Raw genomic sequence first — 17826 nt, forward strand, 5'->3', positions numbered from 1 at the left:
TCGCGTGTCTATAAGGGATGCGTGCTTTATCTTGAAAGGAGAATACTTATGAACGAACAACAACGTCTTGAAGGAAAACAAGCGACGCCAGCGGACAAAAAATCCGTAAAGGAAAAAACGTCGGCAGACTTTGCAAAATACTTTGAATCTGTTTATGCTCCGCCATCTTTAAAAGATGCAAAAAAACGCGGAAAAGAAGAAATTAAATATGAGAATGACTTTAAAATTGAAGAAGAATTTAGAGGCATGGGTGAGGGACGTAAATTTTATATCCGCACGTACGGCTGTCAAATGAACGAACATGATACAGAAGTGATGGCTGGGATTTTCATGGCTTTAGGTTATGAGCCGACAGAAGAACAAGGAGATGCAGACGTTATTTTACTAAACACCTGTGCGATTCGTGAAAACGCAGAAAACAAAGTGTTCGGTGAAATCGGTCATTTGAAGCATCTGAAACGCCAAAATCCAGACCTTATTCTTGGCGTTTGTGGCTGTATGTCACAAGAAGAATCTGTTGTAAATAAAATTCTAAAAACGTTCCCACATATGGACCTTATTTTCGGAACGCACAACATTCACCGCCTTCCACAACTTTTAAAAGAGGCATATATGTCAAAAGCAATGGTTGTTGAAGTATGGTCAAAAGAAGGAGATGTAATTGAAAACCTTCCGCGCGTACGTAAAGGCCAAATTAAAGGCTGGGTAAACATCATGTACGGCTGTGATAAGTTCTGTACGTACTGTATTGTGCCATATACGCGAGGAAAAGAGCGCAGTCGTCGTCCAGAAGAAATTATTGCAGAAGTACGTCAGTTAGCAGCTCAAGGATATAAAGAAATTACGCTTCTTGGTCAAAATGTAAATGCGTATGGAAAAGACTTTGAAGATATGGAATATGGCTTAGGACACTTAATGGATGAGCTTCGCAAAATTGATATTCCACGTATTCGTTTTACAACAAGTCATCCTCGTGACTTTGATGATTATTTAATTGAAGTACTTGCTAAAGGCGGTAACCTTCTAGATCATATTCACCTTCCTGTACAGTCTGGAAGCAGTGCAGTATTGAAACTAATGGCACGTAAATACGACCGCGAGCGCTATTTGGATCTTGTTCGCAAAATTAAAGAAGCAATGCCAAATGCATCGCTTACAACAGACATTATCGTTGGCTTCCCAAATGAAACAGACGAGCAGTTTGAAGAAACAATGTCTCTTTATCGTGAAGTAGGCTTTGATAGTGCTTATACATTTATCTATTCACCACGTGAAGGTACGCCAGCAGCAAAAATGAAAGATAACGTACCAATGCGTGTGAAAAAGGAGCGTTTGCAGCGTCTAAATGCGCTTGTAAATGAAACTTCTGCAGCGAAAATGAAGGAATATGAAGGCAAGGTTGTCGAAGTATTAGTAGAAGGGGAAAGTAAAAATAACCCTGAAATTCTGGCTGGTTACACAGAGAAAAGTAAGCTTGTTAACTTTAAAGGACCAAAATCAGCGATTGGCAGCATTGTAAAAGTAGAAATTACAAAAGCGAAAACTTGGTCTCTTGACGGTGTGATGGCAGAGGAGATTGTTGAGGTGAAATAAGATGAAAAAGTATTCAAAAGAAGACATTCTTTTGCGTGCGCGCGAGCTTGCTGGAATGATTTCTGAAACGGAAGAAGTAGATTTTTTCAAGCGAGCGGAAGCAAAACTCAATGAAAATGAGAAAGTTCGTCTTACCATTAACGAAATTAAGCAGCTTCAAAAGCAGGCTGTGAATTTCCAACATTACGGAAAAACAGAAGCATTGCGCAAAACAGAAGCTAAAATTGATGCACTTCAAGAAGAACTTGATAACTTGCCGATCATTCAGCAGTTTAAAGATTCTCAAGGAGATGTAAATGATCTTCTTCAACTTGTTGCGACAACGATTTCTAAAAAGGTAACAGACGAAATCATTATTTCTACAGACGGCAATTTACTGAGCGGTGAAACAGGTTCACAAGTGAAATCTTCAAAAGGAACGTGTCATTAAAATAGAAGGACTCAAGCCTTTATAGGTCTTGAGTCCTTTGTTTTTGTCAAAAAGAATCAAAAAATGTGTAAGAGTACCTTACAAAAATAGAGAAATAGATGTAAAAAAAAGAGATAATCTTAAAAAGTATTTTTCAGAAAATTATAGACTTTTCCCGAAAAATATTTTAAAATCTACTCAGACCTATCCAAATGGATAGGTGGAATGAAAGGAGTCAGAATTTACAGAAAATAAAGAATAATTAGAATTCATCATTTAGAGAGAACAGAAGGGGGAAAAAAAGATGAGCAATGGTTTAGCAAGAAAAAAGAACATAGAAGAGATGATTGCTACATCGAGTAGTGGAAAAGGATTAAAGCGTGAGCTTGGCGCATTTGACCTTACGATGCTTGGAATTGGAGCCATTATTGGAACCGGAATTTTTGTTTTAACAGGAACAGGAGCTCTTACAGCAGGACCAGGACTTATGCTTTCGTTCGTTATTGCGGGACTTGCATGTTTGTTTGCTGCTTTAGCATATGCAGAATTTGCATCAACAGTGCCTGTATCCGGGTCTGTATACACATACACTTATGCAACATTAGGCGAATTTTTAGCCTTTATTATCGGTTGGGATTTAATTTTGGAATATTTGCTTGCGGTTAGTGCCGTTTCTGTAGGTTGGTCAGGCTACTTTCAATCGTTTTTAAGTGGAATTGGGATTAATTTACCGACTGCTTTAACAGCAGCACCTGGCTCTGTTGAAGGAGCAACAACATTTTTTAATCTTCCTGCTTTTATTATCATTATGGCCATTACTTTGTTAATTTCACTTGGGGTAAAAGAATCAAAACGTGTTAACAACATTATGGTAATTCTGAAAGTGTTAGTTGTTGTCTTATTTATTGCAGTTGCTTGCTTCTATGTAAAGCCATCAAACTGGGCACCTTTTGCGCCATTTGGTTTTAGCGGTATTTTCCAAGCAGCAGCACTTGTTTTCTTTGCCTTTATTGGATTTGATGCTGTAGCATCTGCAGCAGAAGAAACAAAGAACCCAAAGAAAAACTTACCGCGAGGCATTATGGCGTCACTTTTCGTTTGTACAATCCTTTACGTTATCGTAACAGCAATTATGACAGGTGTTGTACCGTTTATGAGATTTGAAGGCGCAATTGATCATCCTATCTCACTTGTACTGCAAATGTCAGGACAAAACTGGGTAGCAGGAATTATCGACGTTGGAGCTGTTCTTGGAATGACAACGGTTATGCTTGTTATGCTTTATGGTCAAACTCGCGTTATGTTTTCAATGTCAAGAGATGGTCTTATGCCAGCCAAATTATCTAAAGTTCACCCGAAATATAAAACACCATTTTTCGGAACTTGGTTCTTTGGAACAGTCGCAGCTTTAGTTGGTGCTCTTATTCCACTTGATGAGCTTGCGAAACTTGTAAATATCGGAACGTTAGCAGCCTTTATCCTAATTTCTATCGCTGTTCTTGTGTTACGTAAAACACGTCCAGATATGCCAAGAGGATTCCGCTGCCCAGCTGTTCCTTTAGTTCCAATTTTAGCTATCCTATTCTGCGGATTCTTAATCTCTCAGCTTGGATCTCAAACATTCATTCGTTTCTTAATCTGGCTTGTAATCGGAGTTGTCATTTACTTTGCATATTCACGCCGTAACTCAAAATTAAATGAAAAATAAGACACAAAAAAGAAGAGGAGAGCGTTTCCTCTTCTTTTTTTATTCATAAAAAAGGGAATAAAAAACATATTAAGAAAGAACGAAAGAATAAGAATAGCTAATTAAGACTAATTAAGAGAAAAAAGTTGAAATATCCCGAATTTAGTATGGCGAAATTAATCGATATTAGTTACTATTAGAGGGTATGTGAAATATAGCGCGTCTCAGCGTTAGGAAATAGGTAGGAGTGAAAAACATGTATGTTCTTATTAACATCATTGGAATTCTAGTTGTACTTGCACTTGCTTACATTAGTTCCCTTGATCGTAAAAAGATTAAATTATGGCCAATTGCCGTTATGGTTGTACTACAGTTCATCGTAACATGGCTTATGCTTACAACAACAATTGGAGGAACAATCATTAAAGGAGTCGCAGCTTTCTTCGTTTTCCTTATTGACTCCGCTCTAGAAGGCGTAGCTTTCATCGTCCCTGACCTTGTGCCACAAGATGGTTCAGGAACAATGTTCTTTATTGGTGTATTGCTTCCTATTATCTTTATTGTTGCATTTTTCGATATTCTAACGTATTTCGGAATTATGCCGCTTCTTATTAATGTTATTGGTTGGATTTTATCCAAGCTAACAGGAACGCCTCGTTTTGAAAGCTTTTTCGCTGCACAAGTTATGTTCTTGGGCAACAATGAAGCGCTTGCTGTTACACGTGACCAAATTAGCAAAATGAGTGACAAGCGTCTCCTATCTATGTGTATGATGGGAATGTCTTGTGTTAGTGCAAGTGTTCTTGGAGCGTACATGACGCTTCTTGATCCGAAATATGTATTAACTGCAATCCCGCTTAACGCGCTTGGTGCTCTTATCATGTCATCCCTAATTGTACCGTATACGGTTTCAAAAGAAGAAGACGTTGTGTACAAGCCTTCAAAAGCAGAACGTAAAAACTTCTTTGATGTGATCTCAACTAGTATGCTAACAGGTGGAAAGATGGCATTAATCATCGCAGCAATGCTCGTTGGTTTTACAGCTCTTATTGCCTGCATCAACGGAATTTTAGGTATTTTCAATGATAGTCTTACACTTGAATATTTATTCTCACTTATCTTTGCTCCACTTGCTTTCTTAATGGGAGTAGAATGGACGGAAGCGTTGAAAATCGCTCGCTTTATGGGAGAGAAACTAGCAACAAACGAATTTGTAGCAATGACAAACTTAAAAGAAGTATTAGGTACATTAAAACCGCATTCGCAAGCTGTTATTTCAACGTTCCTTGTGTCATTCTGTAACTTCTCAACAATCGGAATCATTCTAGGAAGCGTACAAGCTTTATTTGGTTCTGAAAAATCATCATATGTTGCGAAATATACATGGCGTTTACTTTTAGCAGGTATTCTTGTTTCTTGTCTTACAGCAATGGTTGTTGGTTTATTTGTACATTAAAAACCAGAAAAACTGACAGTAATAGAAGCAGTGGCGTGAATTTACGCCACTGCTTTTTTATGTATTTTTAGTTTGAACGGCTAGCTTTTTTCGTTCACCCATTTTAGATAATACAGGCACCCATTTTTTCTAATGCAATACGATGTATTTGAAGGAGTGATGAGGATGCCATGGCAACAAAAAATTAGGTATTTAATTGGTCAGCCTGTTGGGATTTCATTAACAAATGGGCAAGGGACTTCAGGTGTTTTGTGTGGTACATCTGGAAGAAAACTTCTTGTAATTGAATATTTATATCAAGCGCAATTTGCCTTAAAGCAATATGATTTTTATATGATTCAGGATATAAATGGATTTCCACCTTGTCAGAACCAACAACCATTATATTAAAGACAAGTCCTTCTATAGAGGGACTTGTTTTTGTTTATTTCGTAATTTAGATTATTAATGAAAATTTGTAAATTTTTAAGAGAAAAAGAGGAACATGAGTAATTAAATTAAGGCTGGTTTTAAACATATTATAATGGTTAATGTAACTCTGTTAATTCCTCTCCAAATGCCTCCTCTAACTTTATTAATTGTTTTCTTTATTTCAATAGAACCTGTTAGCATTATGTGGGCTGATTTTTTTTGATAAGTTTATGATCTTCAGAATAACTTACAAGAAAATCAATGAGTTTTCGATTAGCAAACGAAATGTAGCTGTTCTTTTTGACAGCAAAACCAAGTTCCCATAGTGGAGTGGGGTTAACAAGTGGAACCATCGTGATTTTGTCATGATTCATCTTACTGTAGATAGACTGCGGAAGAATGGCAATTCCAAACTCTTCTGCTACAAGTTCGCTAATTAAATCCCACTGTGAGCTTTCATATGGAACACTTGGTGTAAAACCTGCATTCACACATTCCCATATGATGCGATCATGAAGCGTAAACTGTTTGCTGAACAAAATAAATTTTTCTTCTGATAGCTCTTTTAAAGAGAGGGATGTTCTATTAGCGAATTTGTGCGTTTTAGCACAAAAGAAAGCAAACTCTTCTTGGATAAAAGGATAAATTTCAAATTTTGGATTGTTTACAGGCAGTACAATGATGGCAATATCCACTTTCTCTTCTTCTACAAATTCGACAAGTTTTTTTGCCCCAAATTCGACAAGTTCAAGTGAAATCTTCGGATATTGGTTATGAAAGCTCCTTGCGATTGATGGAAAGAACAGAGTGCCAATCAAAGGAGGAATACCGATGCGGATTGTACCTGTTGGGGAATTCATGAGGTTATCAAGACGAAGCGTTAAATCTGTGAGGGAAGCTGTTAGTTTGAGCGCTTCTTGATAGACAATTTCTCCTGCATCTGTAAGTTTAAGCTTGCGGGTCGAGCGATCAAAAAGCTCGACTTTGAGCTCTTCTTCAAGGTTTTTAACAATTTTACTTAAAGCAGGCTGTGAAAGGTGTACGTTTGCAGCAGCTTTTGTGAAACTTTCCTGCTCAGCAACCGCTACAAAATACTCCAGCTGGCGGATATCCACGGCCATCATCCTTTCTATTCTTTATTTTCATACTATTCATTCCATTTATTTATTTTACTTATTAATCGGAAAATTGTAAACTCTTACATAAGGAAAGGTAAAATTTCCTACGTTGGAGAAAGAAGAAATTGAGAGTTCTCTGCCATAAAAAATAAATATGTATGCGCTACCAAAACGCTGAATATGAAAAGATTATAGAAAGGAACGATGGCGATGAAAACGATTTACTCATCCTTTATAGAAGCCGTTTCTGACATCAAAGATGGAGATACTCTGATGGTGGGCGGATTTGGATTATGTGGTATTCCTGAAAATCTAATATTAGCTCTTGCTGAAACAGGAGCAAAAGATTTGACAGTGATTTCAAATAACTGTGGTGTTGATGACTATGGTCTTGGAATTCTTTTAAAAAATAAACAAATTAAAAAGATGATTAGTTCATATGTTGGAGAAAACAAAGAATTTGAGCGGCAAGTACTTCAAGGAGAGCTTGAAGTGGAGTTAACGCCGCAAGGAACGCTTGCTGAAAAGATTCGGGCAGGTGGGGCGGGTATTCCAGCTTTCTTCACACCAGCTGGCGTTGGTACCCCAATTGCAGAAGGAAAAGAAATACGTGAGTTTAACGGCAAAAAGTACGTGCTTGAAAAAGCACTCACGGCAGATTTTACTTTAGTCAGAGCAGAGCAAGGAGACAAGTGGGGAAATCTTGTGTATAACAAAACAGCTCAAAACTTTAGTCCCATAATGGCAGCAGCGGGAAAAGTTACCATTGCTGAAGTTGAGAAATTAAGTGAAGTGGGCTCTTTAAATCCAAACTTTATTCATACACCGAGCATATATGTTCAAGGACTTATCCAAGGTAAGCAAGAAAAACGGATTGAACGCTTAACAAAACGAGAAGCGGGGGTGAACTAAATGAGCAAAGGAATTCAAGATAAAAAAGCAGTCCGTGAGAAGATTGCGAGACGCGCTGAAAAAGAAATTGCAGATGGCTCTTACGTAAACCTTGGAATTGGTATGCCAACGCTCGTAGCAAATTATATTAGCGATAACAAACAGGTTGTGCTTCAGTCTGAAAATGGCCTTTTAGGTATTGGGCCATATCCTTTAGAAGAAGAAGTTGACGCAGATTTAATTAATGCTGGTAAAGAAACGGTTACAGCTATACCAGGTTCCTCTTATTTTAACAGCGCTGAATCGTTTGCTATGATTCGCGGTGGTCATATTGACGTAGCGATTCTAGGAGGTATGGAAGTATCTGAAAAAGGAGATCTTGCCAACTGGATGATTCCAGGAAAAATGATTAAAGGTATGGGAGGTGCAATGGATCTTGTGCACGGTGCCCGTAAAACAATTGTCATTATGGATCACGTCAATAAAGCCGGCGAATCAAAAATTTTGTCTCAATGTGAACTACCGCTAACGGGGGAAGGCGTTGTAGATCGTATTATCACAGAAAGAGCCGTTATTGATGTTGTAGACTCTGGGCTTTTACTTGTTGAAGTAGCAAAAGGCTACACAGTTGAAGAGGTTGTGAATTCCACAGAAGGCCGCTTAACAGTTAGTGATGATGTAAAACTTGATGCTTATTAAAGCAAGAGAATTTTAAGGGGAAGTTCTTTTGTTGATATATAAGGGGGATGAAAGCATGAGTTATTCAAAGGGGTTAGAAGGCGTAGTAGCAGCTGAAACGTATGTTGGTCATGTTGATGGAGAAAATGGAAAACTGATCTACAGAGGCTATATGGCTAAGGATTTAGCTGTAAACTACTCATTTGAAGAGGTAGCTTACCTTGTTTGGAATGACGCACTTCCAAATGAAAAAGAGTTGAACGAATTTAAAAAATCGTTAAAAGAGAATCGAAGTATTCCAGATTACGTTTTAAATATTTTACGAGTATTGCCAAAAGAAACGGAGATTATGAGCGTGCTAAGAACGTGTATTTCAGCGCTCGGCACAAAAGACTATGCGTGGCCTCCAAAAATTGATCAGGCGATGAAGCTAACGGCCATTACGCCAACAATTATTGCATACTGGTATCGCAAGCAAAATAACTTATCAATCATCAATCCGAACAGCGAACTTGATCATGTAGCGAACTACCTTTATATGATTAAAGGAGAAAAGCCGCGCGAGGACCTTGTTAAAGCATTGAGCGCTTACTTTATCCTTACAATTGAGCATGGGATGAATGCCTCAACGTTCTCAAGTCGGGTTGTTACATCAACAGAGTCTGATATGGTTTCAGCTCTTTGCGCCGCTATTGGTGCAATGAAAGGACCGCTTCATGGCGGAGCTCCTTCTGGCGTTATTTCAATGCTTGACGAAATTTCAAGCAAAGAAGAAATTGAACCATGGGTGAGAGCACGCTTAGATAAAGGTGAAAAAATTATGGGATTTGGTCACCGTGTCTATAGAACAAGAGATCCTCGTTCTGAAGCTTTGAAAACAGTTCTTCAAAGCGTGGCGAGTAAAAATAACTGGTTTGATCTCGTGCTCGAAGTTGAAAAAACAACGATTGCTCTTTTAGAGGAATATAAGCCGGGACGCGGCATTTATACAAATGTTGAATACTTTGCAGCAGCCGTGATGAAGTCCATTGACCTACATTCTTCTCTTTTTACTCCAACGTTTACAGCAAGCCGATTTGTGGGATGGACAGCACATATTCTTGAACAGTCGGCATCAAATAGAATTTATCGACCACAGTCTGTTTATAAAGGACCTGTTCCAGTTTAAAAGGGTGAAAAGAGCCGGCAGAGGCGTTCTCTGCCGGCTCTCATATAATAGATTCTAAAGTATTGGAGGGAAAGAGATGGATGTCATTATCATTCTATTTTCACTCGGGTTGCTCATGTTTATGGCTTATAGAGGGTACAGCGTTATTTTATTTGCTCCTATTGCTGCTCTTTTAGCAGTAGCCTTAACAAACCCAACTTACGTGCTCCCGTTTTTTAGTGAAGTATTTATGGTCAAGATGGTGGACTTTATTAAGCAGTATTTTCCTGTATTCTTACTTGGAGCCGTATTTGGAAAAGTAGTTGAAATGTCAGGGCTTGCGCGCATTATCGCTCAAACCATTATAAGTCTTGTGGGAGCAAAGCGAGCCATTTTAGCAACAGTTCTACTTGGAGCTATTCTTACTTACAGCGGCGTTAGCTTGTTTGTAGTTGTATTTGCTGTTTATCCATTTGCAAACAACATGTTCAGAGAAGCAAATATTCCGAAGCGACTTCTGCCAGCGGCAATTGCGCTTGGAGCGGTTACATTTACAATGGACGCGCTCCCTGGAACACCGCAAATTCAAAACGTTATTCCAACAACCTTCTTCAAAACAGATATTTATGCTGCGCCTATTTTGGGTTTTATTGGAACCGCTTTCGTTTTGTTTACAACTCTATTTTATCTTGAATGGCGCCGCAAGCAGGCTGCAAAGCGTGGAGAGGGCTATTCAGGGTCTCTGACAGAAGAGCAGCTTGCAGCATCCTCTGAGCTTGCAAAAGAAGAAAGCAAAGTAAGCGTTGAGTCTGTTACAACGGCAAAGAAGATTTTAGCTTTTGTACCTCTTGTCCTTGTTGGAGTATCGAACAAGTTTTTTACGGAAATGATTCCTAAATGGTATAGCGGTGGTTTTGACTTTTCAAAAATTGGACTTCCTACTTATAACGAAGTTGATTTATCAAAAGTAACGGGTATTTGGTCAGTAGAAATTGCGTTAGCGCTTGGAATTATTGCAACAATTGCGCTAAACTGGACGCCTGTTGTCCAAAATATGAAAAAAGGTCTTACAGAAGGAATTAGCGGCTCGCTTTTAGCTGTAATGAACACAGCTTCTGAATATGGATTTGGGGCCGTTATTGCTGCTCTTCCGGGCTTTTTAGTTATCCGTGACGGCATTTCACAAGCGTTCACAAATCCGCTTGTAAACAGCGCTGTAACAACAAACGTTTTAGCAGGGGTTACAGGATCTGCCTCAGGTGGGATGAGTATTGTTCTTGGCGTTATGGGGGAGAAATATTATCAAGTTGCTCAAGCTGCTAATATTGATTTAGAAGTTATGCACAGAGTTATCTCAATGGCATCAGGCGGGATGGATACTCTTCCACACAACGGAGCAATTATTACGCTTTTAGCTGTAACAGGAATGACCCACAAACAGTCATATGGAGACATTTTTGTGATTACAATTGTTAAAACACTTGCTGCGTTCTTAATTATTGCGGTTTATATGCTAACAGGTCTAGTTTAAACAAAAAAGGGAAATTTAGTGTGAGTAAAAACAGGACTTTTCTCACGCTGAAATTTCCTTTTTTTACGTTTAGCTCTCTCTCAAAAAAGCAATATATATACTAAGTTTTGAATTAAAGGAGGTTTTTTGATAGATGAGTCTAAACGAGATTTTTAATAAGCTAGAGCACGTGAAAACTCAGGCACCAGACAAAATCCTCACGCTGTACATTAACACAGATCGGCGCGATCAAGATCAGCAAGGCGGAGAATATAAAATAGCGCTTAAAACAGGATTTAAAAGACTAGAAGAGTACATGAAAAGAAGTGATGAAGAAGAGCAAAAAAGAGTGTGTGCTCTCCGTGGGAAAGTAGAAGGATATATAAGAGATCAGGAACGGAAGATGCCACGCAGTTTTGTAATTTTTGCATCATGCGACAGCGAAATTTGGGAGGTTCTGTCTCTTCAGATTCCTGTTGAAACAAATTTTTATTGGGAAGAACACCCTGTCTTAGAGCCGCTTCAGAGTCTTTATGAAACATACCCAAATACAGGAATTGTGCTGCTTCAGCAAACAGAAGTAAAAATTATTGATACAAAGCTTTCTAAAGTTCAAGGGGTTAAACATTATCAGTATGATCTTGATATAGATGATTGGCGCCTACATGAAGGACCTTCAAAAGCGGATATAAACATGGGTGGAGGAGCTAATGTAGCAAGTCAGAAAGACGAGTTTCAAGAGCGTGTTACCGCCAATCAGAAGCGCTTTTGGAAGAGCATGGGAAGCAAACTCGACAAAATTGCCGCAGACAATAAATGGTCTTCAATTCTTCTTGTAGGAGATAAGGAGATTGCAAAAACAATTGAAGGAAATATGAATAAGAGAATAGATGAGATGATTGAGAAAAACTTACTGAATGAAGAAGAAAATAAAGTCGTTCAAGAGCTTTTAAAAACGTCTTAAAAAGGAGGAGGGAGTTTCCCTCCTTTTTTATTTATGCCTTAAAAAGTTTCACTTTGAAGGAATGGTGGAATAGATAACCATAGAACTTGTCTAACTAGATTTTTAAAAAAGATAAAACGACGAAAAGATAAAGGAGGAGGCGCCATGAGTGGATCAGCACTTACTTTTTTAATTTCAGGAATTGTTAGCGGGATTATTTTGATTGGTGTTTCATATATTCTAGCACGACTAAACCCATTTAAAATGTTCTTTTCACGCTTGCTTTTACCAGGGGTTTGCCTGATAGGCTCCGCTATTATTACGATTCGCTTTTATTCAAACAATGAGACATTAAGTCAAGGAGGAGGAACTTATTTATACTTTGTGATTCCTCTAGGTGTTGCAGCCCTTATTGCTTTCATTATCTGCTTAATTATTAAGCCAACAGGACATAGTGAAACTGGTCAGCGTAAGCTTCATGACAAATCTTCATAATGAGAAACCTTGCTTCTGAAATGGCAGGGAAGTGAAGTTTCAAAGTACAGTGAAAAAGAGTTCGTGCACTTAAGTGCACGAACTCTTTTTTTTATATCTAAATTCATATTATGGTTGATTTTTAATGCTCTTGTTGCCTCACCAACTTTCAATCAAATCTCTTCCATTCTTAATTTAAAAAGCATATACAACTTTTTGGCAAGAAACTGCGGTGTATAAGGCATATCTCGATGCAACCATTTTACAATCGTTCCAATTAGAGCTGAAGAACTGTACCAAATCGCAATATCTACAGGAATGTCTTTCGTAGCAAGAAAGGAAGCACTTTCCGTTCGCTTTGTGATGATATCTGAAAGGGTATTTAACAAACGCTCCGTAAAAATTGGGGTTCGTCTAGAACCAAGAACAACTTTATAAAATTTAGCATTGTCAGCAATATACTCTAGTAGGTCGAGGAGCTTCAACTCTTCTATTTCTTTAGAGTCATCTTGGGAGCTTTCAGTGCTCATCATGATTTCCTCAATATCTTCTACCATTTCCTGTGCCATCTTCTCTAACATATCTTGAATATCACGGTAATGGAGATAAAACGTAACACGATTAATTGTTGCGCGTTCTGCAAGTCGATTTACGCTAATTTTGCGAACTTCCATCTCTTGTAGAAGATCAATTAAAGCATCCTTTATTAATTGACGTGTACGAATAACTCGTGGATCTATCCGGGTTTTTGCATGGTCTTTCATCAATAATCACCTTTCTCTTATTAAATGGAATTTACATTTTGCTAGGTTCTGTCTATTATTCTTGAGTTTATTAACACAAAGTGAAAGAACTGATAACTAATATACAGTTCTTGAAAAATTGTCTGTTGTCATAATTACTTTTCATAATGTAATTTATACAGTGTAAATTATTCAACACTTTGTAAAAAAAGTCTACTTTAAAATGAGAAAGGATAAGATAGGATTGAATAATCAAACGAAAACAGTTTCCAATTCGATAAAAAAAGGACCGATTATGTTTATTATGGTTTTAGGTGCTTTTCTTGCTACCTTAAACCAAACACTCATGAGCGTCGCTACTCCTGAACTAATGGTTGAATTCAACATTTCAGCTACAACAGCTCAGTGGTTAACGACGGGTTATATGTTAGTAAATGGTGTCTTAATTCCGATTACTGCCTACTTAATGCAACGTTTTACAACACGCGAACTTTTTCAAGCTTCCATGTTCATCTTTTTAGCAGGGACAATTGTTTCAGCTGTAGCATCAGGATTTTCTGTCTTGTTAACTGGACGTATGATTCAAGCAGCAGGTGCGGGGATTATTATGCCATTGCTTACACATGTTATTTTGACGATCTTCCCTCGTGAAAAGAGAGGAGCGGCCATGGGAATGGTCGGTCTTGCTGTTATTTTCGCCCCAGCAATTGGACCAACAATTGCCGGATATATTATTGAAAACTACAAATGGGAAACAATGTTTTATGGAATGATTCCGTTTGCCCTTGTTGTTATTGTATTAGGATTCATTTATCTCCGTAATGTATCTGATCGAATTAAAACAAAATTTGATATCTTAAGTGTTGCCCTTTCTACGATAGGTTTTGGGGCCTTACTTTATGGATTTAGCCAAGCTGGAAGTCTTGGATGGTCACATATAGAAGTGCTAAGCACAATAGCTGTCGGAATTTTGTCTCTTTTCCTCTTTTCATGGAAAGAATTAAGATCTCAAAATCCATTGCTTGATTTACGTGTGTTTAAATACAATATGTTCTCCTTAACAACTATCATTAATATTGCAGTTACGATGATTATGTATGCAGATATGATGTTACTGCCATTATATCTACAGGATATGCGTGGTTACACAGCTGTGGAGTCTGGTCTTCTTCTTCTTCCAGGTGCTCTTGTCATGGGCTTCCTTATGCCAGTGACTGGAAAGCTGTTCGATCGCTTTGGTGCGAAATGGTTAGCTATTATTGGCATGATTGTAACTATTGTGACAACTCTTGGTTTTATCAACTTAACGGATTCAACTAGTTATACCTATTTGATTCTCATGTCAACAGGACGACGCATTGGAATGGCCTTAATGATGATGCCGATACAAACTGCAGGCTTAAATCAGCTTCCACAACAATTAAATGCTCATGGAACAGCAATAAGTAATACAATTCGTCAAGTTGCCGGTGCTGTCGGCACTTCACTTCTTGTAACAGTGATGACAACCCGTACAGAGTCACATCTACAGGATATGATGCCTACACTTGTTACAAAAGGTTTGTCTCAAAAAGAGCTTATTACAGAAGCTTCTATCCAAGGGGTGAATGACGCTTATCTTGTGATTATTGGGATTGGTATTATTGGCCTGCTAATGTCCTTCTTTATTAAAAAAGTGAAACAGGCCTCTGAAGTAGAATCTAATAATCCTTCAGAAAAAGCAGTAGCAGAGAAATTAAGCACAAATTAAGGTGATTTGACTTTCTGGATAAATACCAGGCGATCCACAGTTAGAAATGAAAATTATGCAAAAAGCTCTCCTTTGATGAGGAGAGCTTCCTTTAATGATACCTATATTTTCCTTGGTAAATATACTTTTCTGATTCTTATCAAATTTAAATATGTAATAGCTATAAATACTACACTAATAGCTGATGGAATTATATAATAATGACTGTTAAACAATATATCATAGCGATCTAAAGGAGTAAGGTAGATGGCCGCGAAAAAGCTCATAGCCCCTAATATGACCGTTGTCATTAAATTTAAGTTTTTACCTTTTATATTTCTATAAATAAAAAGGGCATTAGTCATTAACATCCACATACTCAATACAAGGAGTGCGTGAGGAATTCTTTCTCTATATAAAGAGTGAAAGTTAAAAATTACAGCGGAAAGAATAATAAGAGCAACAATGGGTGTTATCATTAATATCTTCGTTTGAAAGGCTAAACCTTTTAGGGGTACATCATCTTTTAGACTAATGAGCTTATTCGCATTTATAAAGGAAAGAACGGAGAAAAGAATAGCTAAAACGATAGCAATAAACAAAAAAATCACTTCCTAAATGATAGAATATAAATATTATACTACAAATACATATTTAGGAAATTATTAAGTTGTATTTAAGGAAAAAAGAAATGACTGCGATTATTTTATACAGGTCATTTCTTTTTTGCCTTTTCGGTGTTTCGTCGTTATGTTCTTACTAAGTGGTCAGTAATCAAAAAATAAACCGATGAGCGGAACAGAGATGAGGACTATAGAAGCAACTGAAGCTTGAATTTGTCACTAAACATTTTAAGTTATATTTCACAACTTCTAGGTGTCTATAGAACAGGGATAAAAAATTGTAGGGATGTAGCTTCTACTAGGAGAGAAAATACTTACATCCAAGCATGTATAAAATGTAGATAATAAATGCCCCTATTACCGCATATGTAGGCTTAATCCAATGTGTTAAGATAAAAATTACGCTAATTAATATAACCGCACCAAAGGAGCCAAAGATGGCATTTTTTTGTGTGATTCTAAAATTCATGATATTCATATTTTTCATTTGTAAATGAATATTAACTAATGTCATGATAGGCAGTAATGTGATAATCCCTGACAAAAATAAATATTTGGATTTGCTTAAAAGGGAGGCACAGACCATAATTGTTCCACCTAAAAGAAATTGTAAAATATACCCCATTATATTCTCTCCTTACCATTCATACGTCAATTGAGTAATCTGTCCGTTTTGAATTATGTTCGTTTTTCATTTTATTTTCTTATGAGATATAAGTAAACTAAATATATGTGATAATAAATATAAGAAAAAATTATGATATGGAGAAGGAGTAATGAGCCTAAAAAAGTATCTTGCTTATATTACAGTCGTTGAGACGGGAAGTTTAACAAAAGCAGCAGAGAAATTGAACTATACACAACCTAACATTAGTCAAATGATTAATAGTTTAGAGGAAGAATACGGTTTTCCTTTACTGTTAAGACAAAAAAATGGCGTTAAACCTACTAAAAATGGATTAGCTGTACTACATGGAATGCGAGAGATTCAGAGAGGCTATAAGAATTTATCAGAAACGGTGAACGGAATCAATGGATTAGAAACAGGGAAAATTCGTATAGGAGCCTATACAAGCATCACTACAAACTGGTTGCCTAACATATTGAAGGAATTTAAAAGGCAATATCCATTTATAGAGATTCAAGTTTATGAAGGTAATGCATCTGAACTAGATCACTGGTTAGAAGAAGATCAAATCGATTTTGGAATTGGTACGGTTCATAATCATAAATGGGAGTTTCAAGCTTTATTTGAAGATCCTATTATGGTCATTATGAACGCACAACACGAATTAGTGAAAAGGGACTTCATTTCTCTAGAAGCAATAGAATCTGTAGAATTTATTCTTCCTTATTCAGATTCCCTCTTTGAAGTACATAATATATTTAAAAAGGCACAAATCAACCCTAATGTTGCTTATCAAATTAGGGGAGATGAAACTATCATTTCAATGGTACGTAGTAATTTAGGAATCAGTTTACTTCCAAAATTACTATTAAGAAGGTGTTCTACAGATATAGCCATTAAACCGTTAGAAACCCAGGTTTTTAGACAAATTGGAGTTTTACTGAATACAAAGAGGGGGGCACAAACGCCATCTGTAAATAAAATGGTTCATTTTATTCATCAATGGACGAGGAAAAATAACTAGCGAAAGACAAAGAGACTGTATGTAAATAATCTAAAACATCATTTTTCCTTTTTGGACGACTTTGTTCGGATGTCTTCTGTTTAAGGAGCTAAAAATGTTTCCTTAATAAAAAAAGAGCTCGCAATGTGCGGGCTCTTTTATTGCCTTTTATTCTTCATCACCTAGGATGAAATCTGGATCTAAATCTTCAAACTCTTCATCATCAACATCTAAATCAAAGTCGTCATCTTCAAGGCCGTCCGGATTCACGGCAACAACGAGCTTTGTTTCTCCAACAACTTCAGCTAACAGCTCTCTTTCCACTTGGACAAGCACTTTATGGCCTTTTGGTGAGATTGTTGCTTCAAGGCAGTTTGGCTGCTGAAGTACGCGCACAATTACATCGCACTCTTCATCATTAATTTGTTCGGCATCTCGGTAGCGAAGACGAATTGTATCTTTATACGATGTTTCCTCTGTCACAACTTCTGTTTTTGTATTATCATCATAAGAATACCATGTGTTAATATCATACGTTCCATCAACTTCTACAAGGTTTCCACGTTTTCTCGCTTTATATTGATGGTTGATAACCCAGCAACCGAGAATACTTGTTGGTTTATTCGGTGGTGTTAACGTATGAGATGACTGCGTAAACTTTCGGCCTTTGCCTGTAACAGCTTTTGTAATAATCTCTCTATAGTTTGCCATATTCAGCGAACCCTCCTCAACTATTTTCATTCTAGCTTATGCTCTGTATGAGGCGCTTTTGCTAACTTTTTT

At 37.2% G+C, this 17826-nt stretch carries 18 protein-coding genes; 13 read left to right on the top strand and 5 right to left on the bottom strand.

Going from position 1 to position 17826, the window contains the following annotated elements:
* Positions 1–48 precede the first annotated feature (48 nt).
* The 5 genes from miaB to B9N79_RS04160 all read left to right on the top strand — a co-directional run bounded on the left by miaB (position 49) and on the right by B9N79_RS04160 (position 5535).
* Positions 49–1593, top strand: coding sequence for a tRNA (N6-isopentenyl adenosine(37)-C2)-methylthiotransferase MiaB (gene miaB, locus B9N79_RS04140; protein WP_019391887.1), 1545 nt, complete (start codon positions 49–51; stop codon positions 1591–1593).
* Position 1594: 1 nt separating this feature from the next.
* A complete protein-coding gene (locus B9N79_RS04145) occupies positions 1595–2023 on the top strand; it encodes a YlbF/YmcA family competence regulator (protein ID WP_040056629.1) in 429 nt (142 codons plus the stop codon).
* A gap of 283 nt (positions 2024–2306) precedes the next feature.
* Positions 2307–3710 (top strand): branched-chain amino acid transporter BcaP, encoded by a 1404-nt coding sequence (bcaP, locus tag B9N79_RS04150; protein WP_019391889.1) that lies wholly within the window; start codon positions 2307–2309, stop codon positions 3708–3710.
* A 235-nt stretch (positions 3711–3945) separates the two neighbouring features.
* Positions 3946–5145, top strand: a complete 1200-nt coding sequence (locus tag B9N79_RS04155; protein ID WP_019391890.1) for a NupC/NupG family nucleoside CNT transporter — start codon at positions 3946–3948, stop codon at positions 5143–5145.
* A 165-nt stretch (positions 5146–5310) separates the two neighbouring features.
* Positions 5311–5535: a hypothetical protein gene (locus tag B9N79_RS04160; RefSeq protein ID WP_019391891.1), complete on the top strand. Its 225-nt coding sequence runs from the start codon at positions 5311–5313 to the stop codon at positions 5533–5535.
* A gap of 221 nt (positions 5536–5756) precedes the next feature.
* Here the strand turns inward: B9N79_RS04160 and B9N79_RS04165 are convergent, their stop codons facing one another.
* Complete coding sequence (locus tag B9N79_RS04165) at positions 5757–6671, bottom strand: LysR family transcriptional regulator (protein ID WP_040056628.1); 915 nt, start codon at positions 6669–6671, stop codon at positions 5757–5759.
* 213 nt (positions 6672–6884) lie between these two features.
* On the opposite strand from B9N79_RS04165, the gene B9N79_RS04170 reads away from it, so the two are divergent.
* The 6 genes from B9N79_RS04170 to B9N79_RS04195 all read left to right on the top strand — a co-directional run bounded on the left by B9N79_RS04170 (position 6885) and on the right by B9N79_RS04195 (position 12338).
* Entirely contained in the window at positions 6885–7586 is a 702-nt protein-coding gene (locus tag B9N79_RS04170) for a CoA transferase subunit A (RefSeq protein WP_085117714.1), read from the top strand.
* Positions 7587–8264, top strand: a complete 678-nt coding sequence (locus tag B9N79_RS04175; RefSeq protein ID WP_040056626.1) for a 3-oxoacid CoA-transferase subunit B — start codon at positions 7587–7589, stop codon at positions 8262–8264.
* A gap of 55 nt (positions 8265–8319) precedes the next feature.
* Positions 8320–9411, top strand: coding sequence for a citrate synthase/methylcitrate synthase (locus B9N79_RS04180; RefSeq protein WP_019391895.1), 1092 nt, complete (start codon positions 8320–8322; stop codon positions 9409–9411).
* 76 nt (positions 9412–9487) lie between these two features.
* Positions 9488–10921, top strand: a complete 1434-nt coding sequence (locus B9N79_RS04185; RefSeq protein ID WP_040056625.1) for a GntP family permease — start codon at positions 9488–9490, stop codon at positions 10919–10921.
* Between the two features lie 133 nt (positions 10922–11054).
* On the top strand, positions 11055–11864 hold the full coding sequence (locus B9N79_RS04190) for a VLRF1 family aeRF1-type release factor (protein WP_040056624.1): 810 nt from the start codon (positions 11055–11057) through the stop codon (positions 11862–11864).
* Positions 11865–12008: 144 nt separating this feature from the next.
* Positions 12009–12338: a hypothetical protein gene (locus B9N79_RS04195; protein ID WP_040056623.1), complete on the top strand. Its 330-nt coding sequence runs from the start codon at positions 12009–12011 to the stop codon at positions 12336–12338.
* 152 nt (positions 12339–12490) lie between these two features.
* Here B9N79_RS04195 and B9N79_RS04200 read toward each other — a convergent pair whose 3' ends face one another.
* Positions 12491–13081: a TetR/AcrR family transcriptional regulator gene (locus B9N79_RS04200; RefSeq protein ID WP_040056622.1), complete on the bottom strand. Its 591-nt coding sequence runs from the start codon at positions 13079–13081 to the stop codon at positions 12491–12493.
* A gap of 223 nt (positions 13082–13304) precedes the next feature.
* Between B9N79_RS04200 and B9N79_RS04205 the strand changes: the two genes are divergently transcribed.
* Positions 13305–14810 (top strand): DHA2 family efflux MFS transporter permease subunit, encoded by a 1506-nt coding sequence (locus B9N79_RS04205; RefSeq protein WP_085117716.1) that lies wholly within the window; start codon positions 13305–13307, stop codon positions 14808–14810.
* A gap of 101 nt (positions 14811–14911) precedes the next feature.
* Here B9N79_RS04205 and B9N79_RS04210 read toward each other — a convergent pair whose 3' ends face one another.
* Both B9N79_RS04210 and B9N79_RS04215 read right to left on the bottom strand, forming a co-directional pair.
* On the bottom strand, positions 14912–15400 hold the full coding sequence (locus B9N79_RS04210; protein ID WP_372450203.1) for a hypothetical protein: 489 nt from the start codon (positions 15398–15400) through the stop codon (positions 14912–14914).
* A 310-nt stretch (positions 15401–15710) separates the two neighbouring features.
* Positions 15711–16037, bottom strand: a complete 327-nt coding sequence (locus tag B9N79_RS04215; protein ID WP_019391902.1) for a GlpM family protein — start codon at positions 16035–16037, stop codon at positions 15711–15713.
* 151 nt (positions 16038–16188) lie between these two features.
* Between B9N79_RS04215 and B9N79_RS04220 the strand changes: the two genes are divergently transcribed.
* Entirely contained in the window at positions 16189–17064 is an 876-nt protein-coding gene (locus tag B9N79_RS04220; RefSeq protein ID WP_085117720.1) for a LysR family transcriptional regulator, read from the top strand.
* Positions 17065–17211: 147 nt separating this feature from the next.
* Here the strand turns inward: B9N79_RS04220 and cotE are convergent, their stop codons facing one another.
* Positions 17212–17754, bottom strand: a complete 543-nt coding sequence (gene cotE, locus B9N79_RS04225; protein WP_019391904.1) for an outer spore coat protein CotE — start codon at positions 17752–17754, stop codon at positions 17212–17214.
* Between the last annotated feature and the right edge of the window lie 72 nt (positions 17755–17826).

The organism is Priestia filamentosa, assembly GCF_900177535.1.
Classification (GTDB): domain Bacteria; phylum Bacillota; class Bacilli; order Bacillales; family Bacillaceae_H; genus Bacillus_I; species Bacillus_I filamentosa.

Coding starts and splice junctions, on each gene's coding strand:
- miaB (WP_019391887.1), top strand. CDS start 49: ATGAACGAACAACAACGTCTTGAAGGAAAACAAGCGACGCCAGCGGAC.
- B9N79_RS04145 (WP_040056629.1), top strand. CDS start 1,595: ATGAAAAAGTATTCAAAAGAAGACATTCTTTTGCGTGCGCGCGAGCTT.
- bcaP (WP_019391889.1), top strand. CDS start 2,307: ATGAGCAATGGTTTAGCAAGAAAAAAGAACATAGAAGAGATGATTGCT.
- B9N79_RS04155 (WP_019391890.1), top strand. CDS start 3,946: ATGTATGTTCTTATTAACATCATTGGAATTCTAGTTGTACTTGCACTT.
- B9N79_RS04160 (WP_019391891.1), top strand. CDS start 5,311: ATGCCATGGCAACAAAAAATTAGGTATTTAATTGGTCAGCCTGTTGGG.
- B9N79_RS04170 (WP_085117714.1), top strand. CDS start 6,885: ATGAAAACGATTTACTCATCCTTTATAGAAGCCGTTTCTGACATCAAA.
- B9N79_RS04175 (WP_040056626.1), top strand. CDS start 7,587: ATGAGCAAAGGAATTCAAGATAAAAAAGCAGTCCGTGAGAAGATTGCG.
- B9N79_RS04180 (WP_019391895.1), top strand. CDS start 8,320: ATGAGTTATTCAAAGGGGTTAGAAGGCGTAGTAGCAGCTGAAACGTAT.
- B9N79_RS04185 (WP_040056625.1), top strand. CDS start 9,488: ATGGATGTCATTATCATTCTATTTTCACTCGGGTTGCTCATGTTTATG.
- B9N79_RS04190 (WP_040056624.1), top strand. CDS start 11,055: ATGAGTCTAAACGAGATTTTTAATAAGCTAGAGCACGTGAAAACTCAG.
- B9N79_RS04195 (WP_040056623.1), top strand. CDS start 12,009: ATGAGTGGATCAGCACTTACTTTTTTAATTTCAGGAATTGTTAGCGGG.
- B9N79_RS04200 (WP_040056622.1), bottom strand. CDS start 13,081: ATGAAAGACCATGCAAAAACCCGGATAGATCCACGAGTTATTCGTACA.
- B9N79_RS04215 (WP_019391902.1), bottom strand. CDS start 16,037: ATGGGGTATATTTTACAATTTCTTTTAGGTGGAACAATTATGGTCTGT.
- B9N79_RS04220 (WP_085117720.1), top strand. CDS start 16,189: ATGAGCCTAAAAAAGTATCTTGCTTATATTACAGTCGTTGAGACGGGA.
- cotE (WP_019391904.1), bottom strand. CDS start 17,754: ATGGCAAACTATAGAGAGATTATTACAAAAGCTGTTACAGGCAAAGGC.